Origin of the sequence: Lysinibacillus sp. RS10 (assembly GCF_041956855.1) — a bacterium.
Lineage (GTDB): Bacteria > Bacillota > Bacilli > Bacillales_A > Planococcaceae > Lysinibacillus > Lysinibacillus xylanilyticus_A.
On sequence record NZ_CP167122.1, the window covers coordinates 1,232,747 to 1,252,230 of the forward strand.

At 34.0% G+C, this 19,484-nt stretch carries 13 protein-coding genes; 11 read left to right on the top strand and 2 right to left on the bottom strand.

The genetic code is table 11. From position 1 onward, the window contains the following. The first annotated feature begins 35 nt into the window (after positions 1–35). The 4 genes from ACB089_RS06310 (at position 36) to ACB089_RS06325 (ending at position 6,673) form a co-directional block, all read left to right on the top strand. Positions 36–1,313: an MBL fold metallo-hydrolase gene (locus ACB089_RS06310; RefSeq protein WP_374965705.1), complete on the top strand. Its 1,278-nt coding sequence runs from the start codon at positions 36–38 to the stop codon at positions 1,311–1,313. A gap of 22 nt (positions 1,314–1,335) precedes the next feature. Continuing rightward, the gene (locus tag ACB089_RS06315; RefSeq protein WP_374965706.1) at positions 1,336–2,862 is read left to right on the top strand and encodes a Hachiman antiphage defense system protein HamA; all 1,527 of its coding nucleotides are present in this window, start codon (positions 1,336–1,338) and stop codon (positions 2,860–2,862) included. Positions 2,863–2,875: 13 nt separating this feature from the next. Next, positions 2,876–5,413, top strand: coding sequence for a DEAD/DEAH box helicase (locus tag ACB089_RS06320; protein WP_374965707.1), 2,538 nt, complete (start codon positions 2,876–2,878; stop codon positions 5,411–5,413). A gap of 279 nt (positions 5,414–5,692) precedes the next feature. Beyond that, positions 5,693–6,673 (top strand): tyrosine-type recombinase/integrase, encoded by a 981-nt coding sequence (locus ACB089_RS06325; RefSeq protein WP_374965708.1) that lies wholly within the window; start codon positions 5,693–5,695, stop codon positions 6,671–6,673. 170 nt (positions 6,674–6,843) lie between these two features. Here ACB089_RS06325 and ACB089_RS06330 read toward each other — a convergent pair whose 3' ends face one another. Then, entirely contained in the window at positions 6,844–7,041 is a 198-nt protein-coding gene (locus ACB089_RS06330; RefSeq protein ID WP_374965709.1) for a hypothetical protein, read from the bottom strand. Positions 7,042–7,434: 393 nt separating this feature from the next. On the opposite strand from ACB089_RS06330, the gene ACB089_RS06335 reads away from it, so the two are divergent. From ACB089_RS06335 to ACB089_RS06360, 6 genes are all read left to right on the top strand, one after another. Next, positions 7,435–8,370: a hypothetical protein gene (locus ACB089_RS06335; RefSeq protein ID WP_374965710.1), complete on the top strand. Its 936-nt coding sequence runs from the start codon at positions 7,435–7,437 to the stop codon at positions 8,368–8,370. Positions 8,371–9,257: 887 nt separating this feature from the next. Further along, positions 9,258–9,437, top strand: coding sequence for a hypothetical protein (locus ACB089_RS06340; protein ID WP_374965711.1), 180 nt, complete (start codon positions 9,258–9,260; stop codon positions 9,435–9,437). A 1,376-nt stretch (positions 9,438–10,813) separates the two neighbouring features. Further along, positions 10,814–11,008: a hypothetical protein gene (locus ACB089_RS06345; RefSeq protein ID WP_068982732.1), complete on the top strand. Its 195-nt coding sequence runs from the start codon at positions 10,814–10,816 to the stop codon at positions 11,006–11,008. Continuing rightward, positions 11,005–11,358 (top strand): IS66 family insertion sequence element accessory protein TnpB, encoded by a 354-nt coding sequence (tnpB, locus tag ACB089_RS06350; protein ID WP_374963681.1) that lies wholly within the window; start codon positions 11,005–11,007, stop codon positions 11,356–11,358. The genes ACB089_RS06345 and tnpB overlap by 4 nt, the downstream gene beginning before the upstream one ends. 63 nt (positions 11,359–11,421) lie before the next feature. Next, positions 11,422–13,005 (top strand): IS66 family transposase, encoded by a 1,584-nt coding sequence (locus ACB089_RS06355; RefSeq protein WP_374963680.1) that lies wholly within the window; start codon positions 11,422–11,424, stop codon positions 13,003–13,005. A 511-nt stretch (positions 13,006–13,516) separates the two neighbouring features. After that, positions 13,517–15,079: a glycoside hydrolase family 10 protein gene (locus ACB089_RS06360; protein ID WP_374965712.1), complete on the top strand. Its 1,563-nt coding sequence runs from the start codon at positions 13,517–13,519 to the stop codon at positions 15,077–15,079. A 1,729-nt stretch (positions 15,080–16,808) separates the two neighbouring features. Here the strand turns inward: ACB089_RS06360 and ACB089_RS06365 are convergent. Then, on the bottom strand, positions 16,809–17,639 hold the full coding sequence (locus ACB089_RS06365) for a glycerophosphodiester phosphodiesterase (protein WP_374965713.1): 831 nt from the start codon (positions 17,637–17,639) through the stop codon (positions 16,809–16,811). A gap of 784 nt (positions 17,640–18,423) precedes the next feature. Here ACB089_RS06365 and ACB089_RS06370 point away from each other — a divergent pair. Further along, a complete protein-coding gene (locus ACB089_RS06370; protein WP_374965714.1) occupies positions 18,424–19,476 on the top strand; it encodes a zinc-dependent alcohol dehydrogenase family protein in 1,053 nt (350 codons plus the stop codon). Positions 19,477–19,484 lie beyond the last annotated feature (8 nt).

The following is a 19,484-nucleotide window of genomic DNA, read 5'->3' on the forward strand; positions in this document are numbered from 1 at the left end:
AGGGAATAAAATATATACTAAAGTGAGGAATTTTGATGAACATTTCTATAAAAGTATTCCCTGCTTCTTACGGAGACAGTTTCTTAGTATCTTGTTTTGGGAAAAAAAAAATAAATATATTAATTGATACGGGTTTTAAGTCTACATATGATGAAGTAATAAAAAAAGAATTATTAAAACTTAAAGAGCAAAAAGAAGATTTGAGATTAGTTGTTTTTACTCATATAGATGAAGACCATATATTAGGTGGTATAAAATTATTAGAAGAAAATGGACTAGCGAATTCTCCTAATATAATTAATATTGAAGAAATTTGGCATAATAGTTATAAACATATGCAATTTGAAAAAAAACTATTAATTGATGAATTAGAAATTGATAGTAAGTCTGAAGGGATATTAAAAGATATAGTAAGTAAGGGTTTCATTAAGGAGACAGGAGTAAGAACAGTATCAAATATAGGTTTTAATGATGCTTCAACTTTGACAGGGTTATTATATAAAAATGATTATATAGAGAGATGGAATAAGCAATTTAATCATCAAGCAATAATGGTTTCAAAAGAGGAAAATAAATTGAAAAATATCAATCTTAGCGACGAAGTTAAGTTAACATTACTTTCCCCAAGTTTAGAAAAATTAAAAGAACTTGATAAAAAATGGGAGAAATATTTAAAAGAGCTAGGATATGAACAGGAAATAATGAGCAATCAATTATTAGAAGATGCCTTTGAAATTCATTTAGCTAATTCTTTAGAAGAAAAGAAGAATACTCGTAAGACTAAAAATGTGTCTGGAGAAATATTTGAGATTGAAGATATTATTAAAGAGGATATATTTGTTCCAGATAAAAAAGAAGTGAACGGTAGTTCTATTTCTTTTATTTTAAATTTTAAAGGAAAAAAGATTCTTTTTTTAGGTGATTCTCATTCAGATGTAATTGAAGAATCATTAATGACATTATATGAAGAGAATGCGGGGGAGCGTTTATTTTTTGATGTAGTTAAAATTTCACATCACGGGAGTAAACATAATACTAGTCCGAAGTTTTTACAAATGATTAAAGCTGATAAATATATAATTTCTAGTAATGGTAGGGGAAAGGGTTTTAAACACCCAGATATCGAAACTTTAAGTAGAATTATAGTTTCTAATAAAGAACCTAAGAAAATAATTTTTAATTATAAACCAGTTCATTTATATGAAAAAATTGATATTCCAGAATTAAAAGAGAAATACAAATATGAACTAGAGTATTTTAATGATCGTACTCAATCTATATTTAATGAAGTAGTGAATATTGTTCTGGAATGATTTCTATAGGAGGTAAGAAGTAATGAGTGATATATTGTACAAATTAATATCTAAAGTTAAATGTGATAAAAATGGAACAGCCTTCTTGATAAATGAAGATACAGCAATAACTGCCAGACATACCATTGAGAATACAATAAAAAATAATGAGGATATTTTTCTGGAATTTTTTATAGAAACAAATTTTACAGACAACAAAGTAGAGGCTAAGGTACTTTTTGAAAGCGAAGAGTTTGATATAGCTGTATTAAAATTATCTGTTGCAGCTACGCATATTTCAGAATGGTTAGAATTAAGTAGCCAACAGATAGAAAAAACTGATAATTGGGAATCAGTAGGATTTCCCATTAATTGGAGTGAATCGAAAGAGGGCAGTAAATTTTGTTATCTTAAAGGTGAAATTTACAATGTAACAACTATAGATTCAACTATCTATGATATAGATTTAAGTAGTACATATATAAAAGATGAATGGGAATATGATTTAGGTGGATTGTCAGGAGCCCCTATTGTAATTGATGGAAAGATAAAGGCAATTGTTTTAACAGAGGATGTTAGTTTGCTTAAGTCAGCAATAAAAGCTATAAGTGTACATAAAATAATTTCTTTTTTTAATGAGCATAATATTAAAACAGGATCATTACTTGGAGATAAAAATAATTTAATTAATCAAAGATTAGATAGACAAAAAAAGACTTGTAACGACTTATTTAAGAAAATAGATTATAAAAAAAATGATTTAGGGGTTAATTTACAGATTGATTCCTATCATATTAAATATAATGAAGATGGCAAGAATAGAGTGAACGAATTAAGTGATTACTTGGTAAGAATGATGATTGATTATGCTAATTCTTTAGAAGATATTCATAAAGCAGAACAAAATAGGATGTTTGCAATGGATCTTTATAAAAAAACAAGTGAAGCTATTTCTAAGATGAAAGATGATAAAAATTTGGGAACTTTATTTCTTTGGACAATTGCTGAAGGGATATTAAAAGCTCCTAAGGTATTTTCGAGGATAAGTTTAGATGATACCAATCATATTTATACTGATGTGCATATTGGTATAAATGATTCTAAGAAGTTAGTGTTAAATTTAGGGGTTGGAAAGTTAAATGTAGATTTAAAATCAGCGGTAATAGAAACAATAGAAATAATAGAAGAATTAAAAAATATTGAGGGGGATATTTTTGTACCAGACGATTATATTCTTAAACAAATGGAGCCTAGCCCTTTAAAAAAGATGATTGAGGATTTTAGTAGCCCATTGAATCGTAAGTGGGAAAATGTGGATTTAGAAATTATAGTATTTACTGGTTACAACTCGATGTTTATCAATAAAATTGAAAATCAGAAATTTACTCAGAGCGAAGTAGAGACAATAATAGCTACAAATTTTATGACTGAGTGTGTAGAGAATGAAACTATTATTTTCGACCATCTGTCTACTAAAAACTATTTTAAGGAAATAAAGATTAGTTGGTTTGTTCTTCCATTTAATACAATAGGAAGTTTTGAAAATACAATTTTAGAGATGTTACCTTAGAGGAGGAATAAGTATGGAGCATTTAAGTAACAGGATAGAAGCTGAATACTTAAATGGCGTTTTAAAAAAGCTAAAAAAAGTAGTTCTTCAAAAAGAATTATCATTTAAATCAGATGACTGTATAGATTTAACAGAAATAAAATTTCTAGCAGAAACAGCGAACCTTTTAGCTGTATCAAAAGGATTATCTGATAAGAGAAAAGCGTTAGAAATTGCAGTTGCTTTACCTAAGATTATTGATAATAAAGGTATATTCTTAAATTCCTTTATTATATTAAGAAAACTCGGGAATTATCCCGGAATAAAATTACTTGAAGAGAGAATAAATATAGACGAGTATAAAAGTTTATTAAGTGGTATATCAGCATTTGAAGAATATGTTATAGAAGGATTTAATGAAAGAACGTTTATAGATAAAAAATACTTATTAACTAACTTTCAAAACAAAGTATTTGATATTATGGAGAAAAACAGAGGTGTTAGTTTATCTGCACCAACTTCTGCTGGGAAGTCTTTTATTCTATTAAAATATGTTATCGATTTGATTAATAAAGAGCCTGGAATCACAGTTGTATATATTGTACCCACGAAAGCATTAATTAAACAAGTGATGAATGATTTTCTAGAAAATATTAATGAATTAAATTTGAAAAATATATACGTGGGCAGTTCGTCTGATATTAAAAGTTGGCTACATTATGAATGTTATTCAAATATTCTTGTACTCACTCAGGAAAGATTGTATCAGCTTTGTACAAATGAGGAAATTAATAAACTAAAAATTAAAATGGTAGTAGTAGATGAAGCGCACAATATACAAAGTGGCGGAAGAGGTATTTTACTTGAAGGAGCAGTTAATTATGTAAAAGAATTGTTTCCAAACGCAAAAATTCTTTTCTCTAGCCCTTTAGTAAGTAATCCAGAGAAATTTCTTTCAACTTTCAATATTGAGAAAGGGAAAGATAAAAAGGATGATTTTCCTCTCGTAATACAAAATATAATAAAAGTAAAAACGATTGGTAGCAAATCCTTGAATATCAGCGCTATTTATCAAAATGAAGAAATTCATATAAAGACTATTTCTTGTGGTATACAAGGGACTGCAATTGCAAAACGGCTTGCAAATGTTGCCATAAAATTATGGAATTCTCAAACGTCAATTATCTATTCTAATGGGCCTATGGATTCTGTAAAAGTTATTAGAATTCTTTTTGAAAGTAATGAATTCCCGAGGCTATATGATGAGCGTTTAGAAGAGTTTGCAGATTTTATTGAAGAATATATTTCTAATAAATATGAGCTAGCTAAATTCATAAGATGTGGTCTAGCATTTCATTTTGGATCGTTACCATCTATTATTAGATCGGGAATAGAGGATCTTTTTAAAGAAGGCGCGATTAAAATTGTATGTTGTACTTCTACTCTACTAGAAGGTCTAAATATGCCTGCTAAAAATATTTTTATATACAAGCCTAAAAAGGGGTCTAAAGTACCTATGGATAGCCTCAGTTTTTGGAATTTGGCAGGTAGAGCGGGAAGAATGGGAAAGGATTTCTCAGGGAATATTTTTTGTATTGATCCTAATGATTGGGAAGACAATCATATTTTAGAGAAAAAACAACATCAGGTTTTACCATCTTCTGAGGGTAGATTGAAAAATGATACTTTAAAATTTAAAAATTACATAATGGATAGAAAAAACCCTTCAGGAAAAGATGATTATAATGAGCAATTAGTTTCTATGGTTATCCAAGAGAGAATAAATGGAAATGAAATGAAAGAGTCGATTTTTAGGAATAAGGAAAATGAAAAAGAATTAATAGAAATAGATGAGGTTACAGAAATTATTATTAACGAGTTTAAGCCACCATTAAGTTTATTGAAAAATTTACCTGGAGTATTACCTGATAGAATTAATGATTTTTGGAGCTTTCTTGAGAGAAATCGAGAACGGATTGAAGATTTTTTCCCACTCTCGCCTGTACTTTATGATAAATCAGTATATTTAAGATTAGAGCAAATTATAAAGTTAATCAATGCTTATTTTATGAATGAAAGAGAATGGGCTGAAAAATATATTTTTAAGCTAACTAATAATACTTATAATTGGATGATTGGTCGACCGATGTCGAAACTCATTTTTTATAAAAATGATTTTTATCGTCTAGGTGAAAAAGAGTTAACACGTCACGTTCAAAATCAAATGGACTTTATAAATCAGAATATACGATATGAGATGGTAAAATTTACCCAAATATATACAGAAGTATTAAGAACCTTCTTAGAAGAAAATGATATGAAAGAAAAGATAGATAAAATTCCAAATATTTCATTCTATCTAGAGTTTGGAGCTTGTACAAGTCCTGCACTAGAATTTATGGCATTGGGACTTTCACGAGAATTATCACTTAAATTAGATCACGAGTTTAAAAAACAATCTAGATATACATCGGAATTTTATTTAGAATGGTTTAAAGCTTTGGATGTTACTCAAATAGATGTTTCTAATTATTTAAAGAGCCAGATAATAAAAAGTCAAAGTATAATGTAACAAATACAATGTTTTTTTGTAAGAATTCGAATCTACACAAATTCTACACATTGATACTAACAAATCTTTTAGTATCAACAATCTAGAGAATTTTACGAATCCCTCCTGGGACGTCTAAAAACAGTCACAAACCATTGATACAATTGGATTTGTGAGAAACTAGGGATTCGGTCGGGGCTTCGGTCACTGATGCAGAATCCCTTTTTTATTACCCTAAGAAATTACGTGAATATAGTACCGAAATTATCTTCCAATTCAATTGAATGGAGGATTTTTTTTATGACCAAAAAGTCGGGATTATTTGATGTAGACTTCACACTGACAACTAATGAGCTTACCGCTTCTATTAAAGGGGGGAAGTCAACTGCTGCTCGTTACAAGCTCTTTTCAGAAGCGGTGGGAACTATTATAAGCCAAATGGAGGTTAGTGGATATAGACCACGTACCATCAAAGATTATGATACAGTGCTGATGAACTTCTCAAAGAGTACAGGAGTTACCTATTTAGAAGAAATCACAGTAGAAACTATTTACTCATGGCTTGATAGTATGCAGGTGGTGAACCAAACAAAGCTAACACGCCTAAAGGTTCTGAAATCGTTCTTAGGCAAGTGTTTCACCAATGGTTGGCTGAGCTTAAACTTTTGGCAATCAATCAACGTGAAGGTAGATAAGAAGGTTAAAAAGGGAGCAAAGCCTAATGACATAGCAGTTCTAGTTTCGTTGATTGACAAAAGTACATTCATTGGTCTGAGAGATGTAACTGCTATTTTAACGATGTACAAGACAGGGATTCGCATAAATACACTAGGGCAGTTAAATGAGCGACATATTGATTGGGGAAACAAAGTTCTTGTGCTAGATGGAGCGATATTGAAAAACCACCAAGTGTTGAAGTTACCAATAGATGACCAATTAATGGATTTATATCGAGTACTAATTCAATGTAATGACAAGCTTAGAGAACACTATGGAGAAAGTAATGCCAACTTGTTTATATCCTCGAAGGCAACAACATTGAACACGAAGTCAACCAATAATGCCATTTCTAAACAACTTACTAAGTATGCTAAGAGCTATAGACTTGAGAATATCAATGCACACGCTATCAGAAGGGCTTATGCAAAGAACTTACATGACAAGGGAGCTAGTGTTGCTTTAATCAGTAAAGCTCTTGGTCATTCAGATTTAGCTGTCACAACTCAGTATCTAGATTTAGATGTGGAAGAAGTGGCGAAGGATTTGAGAGAGTATCTATAAATTATAATGGCTGTCTATGTCTTAGATTCATGCTGTTTCTATGATGTAGACAGTCGTTTTGCACCAAGCTTTTGTTTTCAACTCAAGCTTCAAATTATCTAGAAATATGTTGATGTAGGTTTAAAGAAAAATAAAACTAATATTTTAAAACTATTTTTCAAAAAACACGTTCAAAAGTAGCAAAATGACATAATATTAATAGTATAGGGTATTTTTAGGCACTCACAGCAAACAGAAACTCTTTTTATAGAGCATGTGCCTAGTACAGCTTCTTCTATTTTGTTGCCTTTCATTCTTTTACGTTTATGAGAAGTTGTATTTAGTACTTCTCCCTCTAGCTGATATACATTTTGTACTGTGTTTTCCATTAATATTAACTCCTCTAATCTTCACCAAATGGGTCATCATCTTCTAATACTGCTTGTTCAAATCCATTAGCTGTAAAATAGGCGATTCATCAAGCCAAATGTATTCCATATTCTCAGCTCCTTTTATTTAAACAGAGTGTAACATAGTTCCCAAAGCGTCGTTTGGTAACGTTAAGTACTACATCGGTTACTGACGTAATAAGAAAAGCATATGTACTAGCGAGTAAGTTACGAGATTGACAGTGGTAGACATAATAAAGATAATAAGATAAAATAGTAAAGTTATATAAAAATGGTAAATTATTTCAGGGGAAATTCATAGGATTTGAAAAAGAAAATCACTATGATTCTTGCTTTGTAACGGAAAAATTAATAATCGGGGTTGTGAAGCTGATGGATTTGGAGAAAAGTCAATATATTGAGCGGCTTATTGTAAATTATGAAGAAATTATAACTAGAAAAAAACTAGGAACTGTACAAGATAATGAAGTATTAAAAGCGATTACCAGATCAATGTCATTTGGAATCTTAGAAACCAACTACGATGTATGGCTGGATGAGTGCTTTTTACATGAAGACTGGCAAAAATGGAATGACTTGATCTTCCAGCAAATGCGTCATGATTTACTGCCGGGATGCGAAGGAGGGTATGATCATTGTCGAAACTTCTTAAATGCCTTAGAGGCATTGGCTTGCGGGGATAATGAAACAATGGAGCGCATTCTTCCATCCGAACTAGGTGTAACGAAAAATGGTTACCCATTTTATGTTGTGATGAGCAATCTCTTGATGGCAATGTGGTATAGAGATGAAATACTGTTACCAAAAGCCCTTGAAGCTGCAGTAAAATTTGTTGGAACAAAGAAACCACAATGGGAGCGTTCAGGAGCTGCGTTTCTACTTTCACTACACAAAGAAGATGTCAAGGCAATGGGAATGCACTTGCAGAATGTGTGTTCAGGATACATGCGTGCGGATTTCAGTAAAGCATTGAAACGGTTATGTTTGCCTGCACATGGTCTTTATAGTTTGGCACAAAACATATTGCCCACAGAGATATTTCAACAGATAAAAATGCCGGAACACAAGAGCTTTTCTCAAGGATTTGCCAAATGGAGAAATGAAAACCCACAACCTAGATTGAATTTATACTTTGAATACCCGGCACCATTGGAAGTCATTAATAAAATTCATATGGCTCCCGTTGCTAAAAGCATTATTTCACAACCATATATCCATAGTGATAATCCGTATCATTCTCCGCAATTAAAGAAAAAATGGTCTCTTGATGAGCAGACCATGCTAATAGCTTTTGTTGAAAATATGTAAACTTTTCTTTTGAACTTAGATTATAGAGTTTTGTATGTTTTTTCGTCATTTTTGGGCTTCTCATTAAAAACTACCGCATATTTAGGGGTATTATACCTAATCAACTGGATATGATGGCATTATTTTTAATAGCACTATTAGTGAGGGACATAATTTACTGTTATTCAGACTCGAAAGATTAACTAACTTGAACTAAGATTGAGAAAAGAGTATTCGAATCTCTTAGTTATCGACATGTATTTAGTACATAAAATTGAAATAGCGAGAGAATAAAATCATTCTTTTAAGTGGTCATGTTGAGGTCACTAGAGCCACCTTAGAGCTACAAAAAAGAACAGAGATAGCCCCCATACTTTAGACCATTTGAAAGAACATTAGTGTTGTTTACACTAGTCCTATTACATTCACACAGCTAGTTGTATTTTTGGGATAGCCAATTGGTTGTCTCTTTTTTTGGCTTTAATTTAATGGGGGAGGGGCGGTATTTACCGATAAATTAGTGTTGTAAATACTAACATAAAGCGTTCCTGCTCCGCGCACACGAAAGGGCTTTAGGAAAACGATACGGCTTATATTGGGAATGAATATGTACATTATAGTGAGAGTGATGGTATTATGATTCTAAAGATACTTTCGGTCTAAGAACGTAATTTGACCGAATCCTTAGTACGAATTAAATACGTCTCAAACGCTTGGTGTGCCTAATATAAGTAGTGAAAACTATAGTGGTAAGCTAAGCCGTCGGTCGGGGGTTCGAATCCCTCCTGGGACGTATCAAGGTTCAGATAGAACAAGTTTGAACCAACTGAAAAGCACTTCAAATCCTTTAATATCAAGGGTTTGGCGTGCTTTTCCTTTTTTGAAAATACGTTAAAAAAGGATAGAAAATGAAAAGTTTCTACACATTTTCTACACAAGAAAAAGTATTACTAAGTCGCTTCGTGACTGTTATTACACTAAGGCGCAAAAAGGTTAAGTGTAACTATTCGCATACAATTAGTCGAGCAGACTTCTGGGCAACCCATATTCCATTATTTTTTATTTATACGGATAATAAAGTTGTTTAAAACAATAAAGTCGTTTGAAAAATAATAAATGTATTTAAAAATGTGAGTTAATGTATTCAACTCCCATGAAAGAACTTAATCATCTTTCATTTTCTGTGGTGAAGTGCTGAGTTTTGCGCTACATGGAAGGCTAACGGTGCAGTTTAGTTGTGCGAAATGTTCCTAGCTCAAATGGAGAATGGTCACATTACTCTGGTAAAGCTAGGCAGTTCCTTTCGGAATTGAAGGGTTATATCGAAGAATCAAATGAAGAGGTAACGCTCGGAAGGGTTCTCTCTTAGTCGAATAGCACTTGATTTAGTAAGAATGAAAGTGTTATAAGCTCGGCGAAAAGGCGTGAGAATTTACCGTAACAGTTCGGCTGACGAAAGCCTACCCGCGGGGGTGGTGTAAATCATGGTGCTTGAGTTGAATGAATATGGTGAGAATGCGAATGAACCTAAAAGAAAAGGTTAAGCTGACAAACTTCTGAATGTACGGGCCTATAACTGCGATACATAGAAATGTGTATGTCACCAAATTGTGAGGTTAGATGTGGGTGAGTAAGACTAGCTAATATGAAAATCCATGATACGTTACAGGCGTATGAATGCTAACAGGCTTACAGGAAGCACCTAATTTCATTCTATAATAGATATAATTCAACATTGTAAGCTGATAACGTGGAGGGCTTACTCTCTTTGAAGCGTTGCGAAGGAAAATAATCGTAAGATTAGCGGTTATATAACTTTACTTTATATCAGTGAAAGTGGTGGCACAGTACCGTTGAAGCGTGTAATGAACGTGGAGGGATAGCCACTAGACTAATGAAGAATTATTTAATCATGCTTGGCAAATCTTTATCGGTTAATAAGGTTCTCGTGAGACTAAAAGAGGTTCACCTTCCAAGGGAGGCACCGACTTATTGAAACGGAAGAATTGAGACATAGAAGGTATTTTGATATCAGAAGTGTTGATGATTAATTGAATTGGATTAGTTGGAACGCTGTATGCGGTGAAAGTCGCACGTACGGTGTGAACAGGGGGAAAAGCTGGCGATAATTTCAAAGGCTTACCTATCTGTATGAATAAGGAGCATGAAATTAACCACACTTTTATAAAAAAATAGTCGATTAAATAAGAACGTATTTTGAACAAAGTTTTTTCAAAATACGCTCTTTATATTTGTATTTATAACAAAATTAAAACGTCTATTTGTAGCTTTGTAAAAAAGATTGATCGTTTATAATAAAGATTGATAAAAATCATCTCTTTAGTTATCCTTTGAGATGATTTTTTATTGGACATTTGTAAGCCCGTAATCAAATAACGCATATAAACAACCAGGCACCTCCGGTACGATGATAAATGTATCAAATTAGAGGAGGTGCTTCTTTATGTCAACTACCAAACTGACAATTGTCCCTGTGACACTAGATCCGATCACTGACAACTCTTCATCAACAACTTCACCACAAAACTCTCCTGAGCCGAGCTGCATCATTAAAACAACTAGTGCTGAAATTTCCTTCTTTAATGGCGTAGATGAGCGCATCATCCAAACGATCCTGAAGGAGTTGAATAATCAATGAAGCAAGATTTTACGAGCGTGCAGAACATCTACATTATTTGCGGTAAGACCGATATGCGTAAAGGTATCGACGGTCTCGCAGCACTCATTCAGGATTCTTTTAAACTCGATCCATATAGTGATTCCATCTTCTTATTTTCTGGAACGAGTAAAGACCGTTATAAATGTTTGTATTTTGATGGAGATGGCTTCGCCATACTTTATAAACGATTAGATAATGGCAAACTGCAATGGCCAAAAGATGAAAAGGAAGTACGTAACCTTTCACAAAAGGAACTTCGCTGGCTTTTAGAAGGTTTATCGCTTCAGCAGCCAAAAGCGATTACGAAATCTGAAAAAGGTGTCTTTTAAACTCACCTATTAAAATGGTATAATCATCCATAACTTATACTGAACGGAAATGTGGTGAATACAGTGGGTAACGTATCTTCTGACCAAAATGAACGATTCATTCAATTACTTGAGCAACAATTGGCTCATTCAAATCAGCAAAACAATGAACTGACAAAGAAGTTGGATCAATCATTGAAACAAATCGAAGTGTTAACAGAACAAGTTCGCCAATTAACCAAGGCTTTGTACGGTTCAAAATCGGAAAAATCAAAGTATCAAGCACCAGACGGACAAGGCTCTTTATTCGATGACGATCCGTCTTTTAACGAATCTGAGCACACAGAAGAACAAAGCACAGCGACGATTACTTACACTGTTAACCGTAAACTACATAAGAAAAAACGGAATGATTCTTTTCATGAAGGAATTGAAATAGAAGAAATTCATCATCACCCCACCAATACACAATGCGACTGTTGCCTTGGCCAAATGACCGAAGCCGGTACAACTATTGCGCGTGAAGAAGCAAAATTTATTCCGGCAAAAATGATGCGCATCCAGCATATTGAACATGCCTACGAGTGCAAGCACTGTAAAATGGATGCCACACAAAAGGCACAAATGAAACGAGGGAAAGCTTCACAAGCTGCCATTCAGCGAAGCATTGCGGGACCTACCGTTCTAGCAAAACTCATCTATGATAAGTTCATCCAATACTTACCTCTTTACCGTCAGGTAAAGGAGTGGGAACGATATGGCCTGCTTACGAATGATAAGAACTTATCAAACTGGGTAATCCGTGCAGCTGAAGATTGGCTTCTACCGATTTATGAACAGATGAAGCAGACATTAACAGCAAAATCTGTTCTACATGTGGATGAAACCTATGCGCAAATAATCAATCGTTCAGACGGAAAATCCGGTCAATCGAACGCCTATAATTGGGTGTTCCGAAGTGTGCCAAGTCAAGGACCGATCATCGTTCTTTTTCAAAGTGCATTATCGAGAAGTCGTTCTGTACTAGTAGAATTTACAGAAGGCTTTAAAGGAACCGTGATTTGTGATGGTTATTCGGCATATGGTAATCTACCTGATGTCACGTTCGCCAATTGTTGGGCGCATGTGCGGCGTTATTGGCTGAAAGCCAATAGCAAAAACGGGCAAATTGGCGTGGATTACTGTGATCAACTGTATCACCTAGAACGTCAATTCAAGCATCTTTCACCAGGTAAACGCCGAAAAGCAAGGCAAAAACATTCAAAGCCGATTGTAGAGAAGTTTCTAAAATGGGTTGACGAATCGCCTTTCTTCGGGAAAAATGCGCTCGCAAAAGCAGCCGAATACACATTAAATCGTGTACACGGATTAAAGGCTTTTCTATACGATGGTCGAATTGAAATCGATAATAATCCAGCTGAAAATGCGATTCGTCCAAATGTGATCGGTCGTAAGAACTGGCTTTTCTCTGTTAGTGAAGCAGGCGCTAAAGCAAATGCGATCTGTTTAAGTTTGGCTGAAACGGCAAAAGCAAACGGCATCGATTTCTATCAATACCTAGTGACGTTAATGACAGAATTGCCAAATTTACCGATTCACCAACAACCAGAGATTTTAAATAATTACATGCCTTGGTCGAAAAAAATCCAAGTCACATGTGCAAAATAGCCATCTATCCGAAAAAAATAGGATAGATGGCCATTCGTCGTGCGTACCGAGAAGGTGCGCTTTTTTTATATTTCGGGCTTACGGACATTTATGTTAAACCTGATGTTTATCTTAGAATTTCTTCCAATCCTTCCACCGTATGGTCCACTTTATCAAACGAACTTAACAATTGACCAAATGATTGCTATTCAACGCTCTCATAAAATTGGCGTCAAGAATATTAAATAAATGGAAATTACCGGAGAAGGGAGAATAGTTGGGTATTTGTGGTATTATATAGTGAGTGAAGAAACAAGAATAAAATTTTCCAACGAGCTTCGCAAACAATTGTAATTACCAATAGAGGGTCCTGCCGACAAAATGCTACAGACCTAATTACTGTAAGACACTTTTTGGAAGGATTAAATCAGTTCCTACTTTTATAGAATAGGCTGATAGGGTATTTACTTAGGTTAAAAGTAACAGCTAGGTTTTTAATAGCTGAGAATTAAAAGGAGAGATTTCATTATTTATGTTTAAAAATTTTTTTGGAAAGTGCTTAGTAACTTTTTTTGTTTTACTTTTACTTATCCCTGTTTTTACAAATCAAAAGGCTTCAGCTAATTCACTACCTCAAAATGAAATGCGTGCAGCATGGATTGCAACAGTATCTAATATTGATATGAAGGCAGGCATGAGTAAAACCCAATATACTCAATGGGTTCAAAGTACCTTAGACAAATTAAAAGCTGATAACTTTAATACAGTTATTTTTCAGGTTAAGCCATTAAACGATGCACTGTACCCGTCAAAGCTTGCTCCATGGTCATCGTATATAACAGGAAAAACACAAGGGACCAATCCGGGTTTTGATCCATTGCAAATAATGCTGGATGAAGCACATAAGCGAGGATTAGAACTTCACGCTTGGGTAAACCCATATAGGGTCACTATGCCTTCGCAATCTTTGACTAATCTTGCTGCCGATAATGTAGCCCGTAAAAATCCTAATTGGGTAGTGAAATACGGTAAACAATACTATTTAGATCCTGGTTTGCCGGAAGTTCAAAATTACTTATTATCAACCATAGAAGAATTAGTAAGCAACTATGATATCGACGCTGTACATATGGATGATTATTTCTATCCTTATAAAATAAAAGGAGAGACTTTTCAAGATCAACAAACTTTTAAAAAGTATGGTGGCTCATTCAATAATATTGAAGACTGGCGCAGAAATAATGTTAATCAATTAGTAAAAAAGGTTTATGAAAGCATTAAGGCAATTAAACCTCATGTTCAATATGGAATATCTCCGTTTGGAATTTGGCGAAACAAAGGGCAAGATTCTACTGGTAGTAACACGAATGGAATGAGTAACTACGATGATCTTTATGCTGATACAAGACAGTGGATTAAAGATGGAAGTATCGATTATATTGCTCCTCAAATCTATTGGTCCAGAAATCATAAAGCAGCAAATTACTCTGTTTTATTAGATTGGTGGGGAAGAGAAGTTCAAACGTACGCAAAAGTCCATCCTGTTAATCTATATATTGGCATGGCCAATCATAAAGTTGGAAATGATTCCGATACTGCATGGAATAATAAGACGGAACTTATCAGCCAAGTAATCGCCAACAGAGCAAATAAAAATGCTCAAGGACAAATGCATTTTTCTCTAAGAAGTATTAACAATAACGCTCTTGGATATGCTTCTTATCTAAATCAGCAACTATACAATTATAAAGCTTTAACACCTACAATTTATTGGAAAGGCTCTGCAATACCTTTATGTCCAACTGATGTTAAATTGAGTAAAGAGTCTTCCGGCATGAAGCTTACTATTACAGATGAAAATAGTACTCAACCAAGGAAATATGTAATATACCGATTTGATGGAACAAAAGAAGGATCATATGAAGACGTTAAAAATATAGTAGACGTGGTTTATAACACACAAGGTAATACTATTTATGTAGATACTCTTGCAAATAATAGTAAAGTATACACATATGGTATAAAGTCTATATCTGCTACAGGTGTGGAAAGTAAAACTGCTTTTGTTCTAAAAGACGGAAATCCTTCCCAGTAGCAATAGAGCCAACACCTGAAGGGCCAGAGCAACCAGAAAAACCTGTAGATCCAAAGCCTATTGGTAGAAAATAATCGATCTTTTTTATAAAAACCAATCTTAAATTTGAGGGATAAGAATCCATTTTGATCAATCTTTTTTCAAAATGGATTCTTTTTATTTATCGTAAAATGCTGGCCTGTGAAGAATTTTTGATCAAACTTTATTTTAAAGCAACACTATTTGAACGATTGGGTGCAAAAAAGCACTTAAAATAGGTGCAATTTATCTCTAAAAGTTACATAGATAGTCCCGTGAATTGCACTACGGTAATAAACATACCGTACTTGATAGCTTTAATTAAATATTTTCTCCTATTCCATACCAAAGCATGTTAACAAGACGCTGTGACTCGGTCTTTGGATCAACATCTTCATTATTCATGATTAGTTCCCCAGTTCGTTGACCTATACATGCTTGATATGCAAAAGTTACATCGTTAGTGCTAATGCATTTTTTCTAATCTCACCTGAACTTTTCCCCATATTTGCTACTTCATATACCTGCTGGAAATTTTGAGTCTTCCAATCAACGAGCTTTTCAGATAATACTGGTGTGGCTTGAAAGAGTATTCTATATGAAGCCTTGTTTTTTGTATTTTGTATATTAAATCCTCTGCAAGAAACTCAAGCCGTTCCTTACATGTGTCTCCCTGTATCCTAATCTCTCGTGCCTCAAAGGCTACCCTTTCAACTAGAAGGGGATATTTGATATCCAAATTGAACAACCGGTAATTCAAATGAAAAAACAGCAAGTGAAACGAAACGATATAAAAATTGAACAAGCGCTATCTGATAATTTTAAAGCAACTTGAAGTAAGTGGATGTCGTGAGAGAACCCTATACGATTACCGTATAATCGTTCAGTACTTCATTAGAGATACTAAAGTCGAGTATCTGATAGATATAACGAGTGAAGTGATTTATACATGGTTAGAACAGATGGAAGTTAAAAATACAACTAAACTAACTAGATTGAAGTGTTTTAAGGCATTCTTAGGAAGTTTTTTTAATAATGGATGGTTTGCTAATAAGTTTTGGCGGTCAATAAACATCATTTTTGCATCAAGCCGTTGTCCTCAATTCTGGCTTCATCATTAGTTGAAGTATTGTAGATCGTAGCCAATGCCAACGCTTCTTTTTTAATGCTATCTGCTTCTGAGCGAGCACGTAGTTTTTTAAGTTCGTTATTCTTTGCGGTGAAACAATTGCCTCGAATTTAGAGATGCGTTGTCATTCAATATATTCTCGACTAGATTGGAGTTTCCTAGCCTTATTTAAGATATAGATTAAAGAATCAATGATATACATTTTGCAGGTGTAGGATTCCCAAAATAATTTTCCGTATTTTAATATAGTTGTAAATCTAAGGGAATGCATGTATGGAGCGCGGCTTGTTTCATAATCCGATTGTTTTTAAAGATGCACCACAAGATATTCAAAATCAGCTTTTGGAGTGGCAAATGCAGCCGCCAAAATGGGCGAAGCAGTTGTATGTAACTCCTGAAACATACGCTCTTGATGGAGGATGGGAGCTTACCCCTGACGGAGAGAAGCGTGACCTAATTAACCATTTATGCGATGCAATCAGGCAAGCAGAACAACTGAATGATGATTTAAATGAAGTACATCATGCCCGTTTTCTAAGGATAAGCCCCAAACTACTCCTTCTTAACTTCTCTACAAATATATTAATTTCTAGGATCTACATAATCTGGATAATCAGAAATTATTGCATCTACCTTCATTTCGAATAGAAAGTCTGCAGCTTCTTGACTACGTACCGTCCATGATCCAATTTTCATACCATTAGAGTGAACTTGATCCACTAACTCTTTTGTCACAATTCCATAGCTTGGGTTAAACCAATCCGCATAGGTAGAAAATTCTTTTAAAGCATCCATAGTTGTATGTGCACGATTAGAAGTTAATACACCAATTTGAACTTGAGGAAGAAGCTGATTCATTTTTTTCATTGACTCAAAGTTAAAAGATTGAATGATGATTTTTTTATTTTGTGGTTTATCGAGATTTCGTTCTTTTATTAAATCTGCCACTTGTTGTTCAATACCAGGGTAATACTCAGGAGCTTTTAATTCTATTAAAATTCCAACCTTCCCATGGTAACGATCAAGAATCTCTTCAAATGTTGGAATTTGTTCTCCTGTAAATTGTTCCCCTTTCCAACTACCTGCATCAAGACTTTTAAGCTGTTCAAGTGTTAAATCCCCTACTTTTCCTGTTCCATCTGTTGTACGATCTACTGTTGTATCATGAATCGATACTAATTCCCCATCTTTACTTCTTTGAACGTCTATTTCAATATAATCGGCTTTCATATCAACTGCTAAATCATAAGCAGCAATCGTATTTTCAGGTGCATAACCTGCTGCACCACGGTGTGCTACATTTTCTACCTGTTTTCTTTCGCCTACTGTTGGTTTTTCTGCAAACGCTTGATTGAACGGGGTGAATAACAATGATAATGCCAACCCTGCACCTATTAATAATTTTTTACTCATTTTCTCCATCTCCTATCTTAAAATATGTATTCAACTATATTTTAGAAAAGGGATGTTGAACTAGTATGTAGATATGTTTAAAGCTTAATAAAGACTGTGTAAACAAAAAGTCGATCTTTTCTCTTAGATTTTTTTACAAAGCTACTAATGTAATTAATAGAATAGATATACTCTACTACTCCATTTCACCTACGGCGTATCAAGGTTCAGATAGAAAAAGTTTGAACCAAATGAAAAGCGCCTCAAATCCTTAACATCAAGGGTTTGAGGCGCTTTTCCTTTTTGCGAATTCGTTAGAAAAGGATATAAAATGAAACGTTTCTACAAATTTTCTCCACAAATAAAAGTGGTACGAATGAGGTACTTGTCTGTTCTGTATCGAACTGCCCTGATTTTTTTGAGACGTGAGGATGGTAGTACTTTAATTAAGAAAATAATTCGAGTAACAGTAATGAATGGAAAATCTTTGTGATAAATTTTCGGCTGTTTTCTAAAGATTGATGTTATTTTGAACTAACCAGCTAATAGTTTGTTGTTTTAGGATAGCAGTAAGATTCAATGTGAGGGAAGAGAGGTGGCACTACTACAAGTATATTTAGACTTGGTTGCTGCATCAGTAAGTCTATGAATAAGTGAAAGTAACATTAAACTTGATAAACTGTTCTCTTTGATTTCACAATGGACATAATGTAAAAGAAAATACTCTCTTATTTTAACTATACGAGAGTTAACAGAAATTTCTGATTTCTGTTAAAGTAAAGAAAACATAAAAGGCGGGGATTTTATGAGAGCACTTGTCTTAGAAGAAATCGGCAAGCCGTTAGTTGTTAGAAATATGCCGGATCCAACCAACACAGCGGATGGAGTAATTGTTCGTGTTGAAGCTAACGGAGTTTGCAGAAGTGATTGGCACAGCTGGTTAGGGCATTGGAATTGGCTAGGAGTTGAGACTCCTCTTCCTCATATAATGGGACATGAGTTTTGCGGTGTCATAGAAGATGTTGGGAAAGATGTTAGAAGATTTAAGAAAGGTGACAGAGTAATTGTTCCATTTACTCAAGGTGATGGCACATGTCCTATGTGTCAAGCTGGACACCATAATGTTTGCGATAACATTACGCTACCTGGTATCACCATGTGGGGTGGATACGGAAAATTTGTTCATATCCCTAATGCTGATACCAATCTAGTGATTTTACCGGAAAATATTGACTTTGTCGAGGCAGCTGGTATAGGATGTCGATTTATGACGGCATTTCACGGGGTTACTGATCAAGCACAGGTAAGACCGGGTGAATGGGTTGCTGTTCATGGTTGTGGGGGAGTTGGCCTTTCTGCAATTCAAATCATTACAGCCCTAGGAGCACATGCTATTGCAGTTGATATTAATGATGAAAAATTAGCTTTTGCAAAGAAATTAGGTGCTGTAGCCACAGTCAATTCCAAAAAAGAAAATGCTGCTGAGTTGATTAAAGAATTAACAAAAGGCGGGGCACATGTGTCAGTGGATGCTCTTGGAATAACTGAAACTTGTCAATCAGCTATAAATAGTTTAGCTAAAAGAGGACGCCATTTACAAATAGGATTAACGACCAGTAATGAAAAAGGAATGATCCCTGTTCCTATTGATCTTATGGTCATTAATGAAATACAGATTGTTGGCTCTTATGGTATGCAAGCACCAAGATTTCCTCAAATGTTACGAATGATTGAAAATGGGATATTAAGTCCTAAAGATTTAGTAACTCAAACAATATCTATAGAAGAAGCGGGAAGTGTAATTGAATCCATGGGGACTTATGCAAATATGGGTGTTACGGTTGTTAATAAGTGGTGAATGTATAA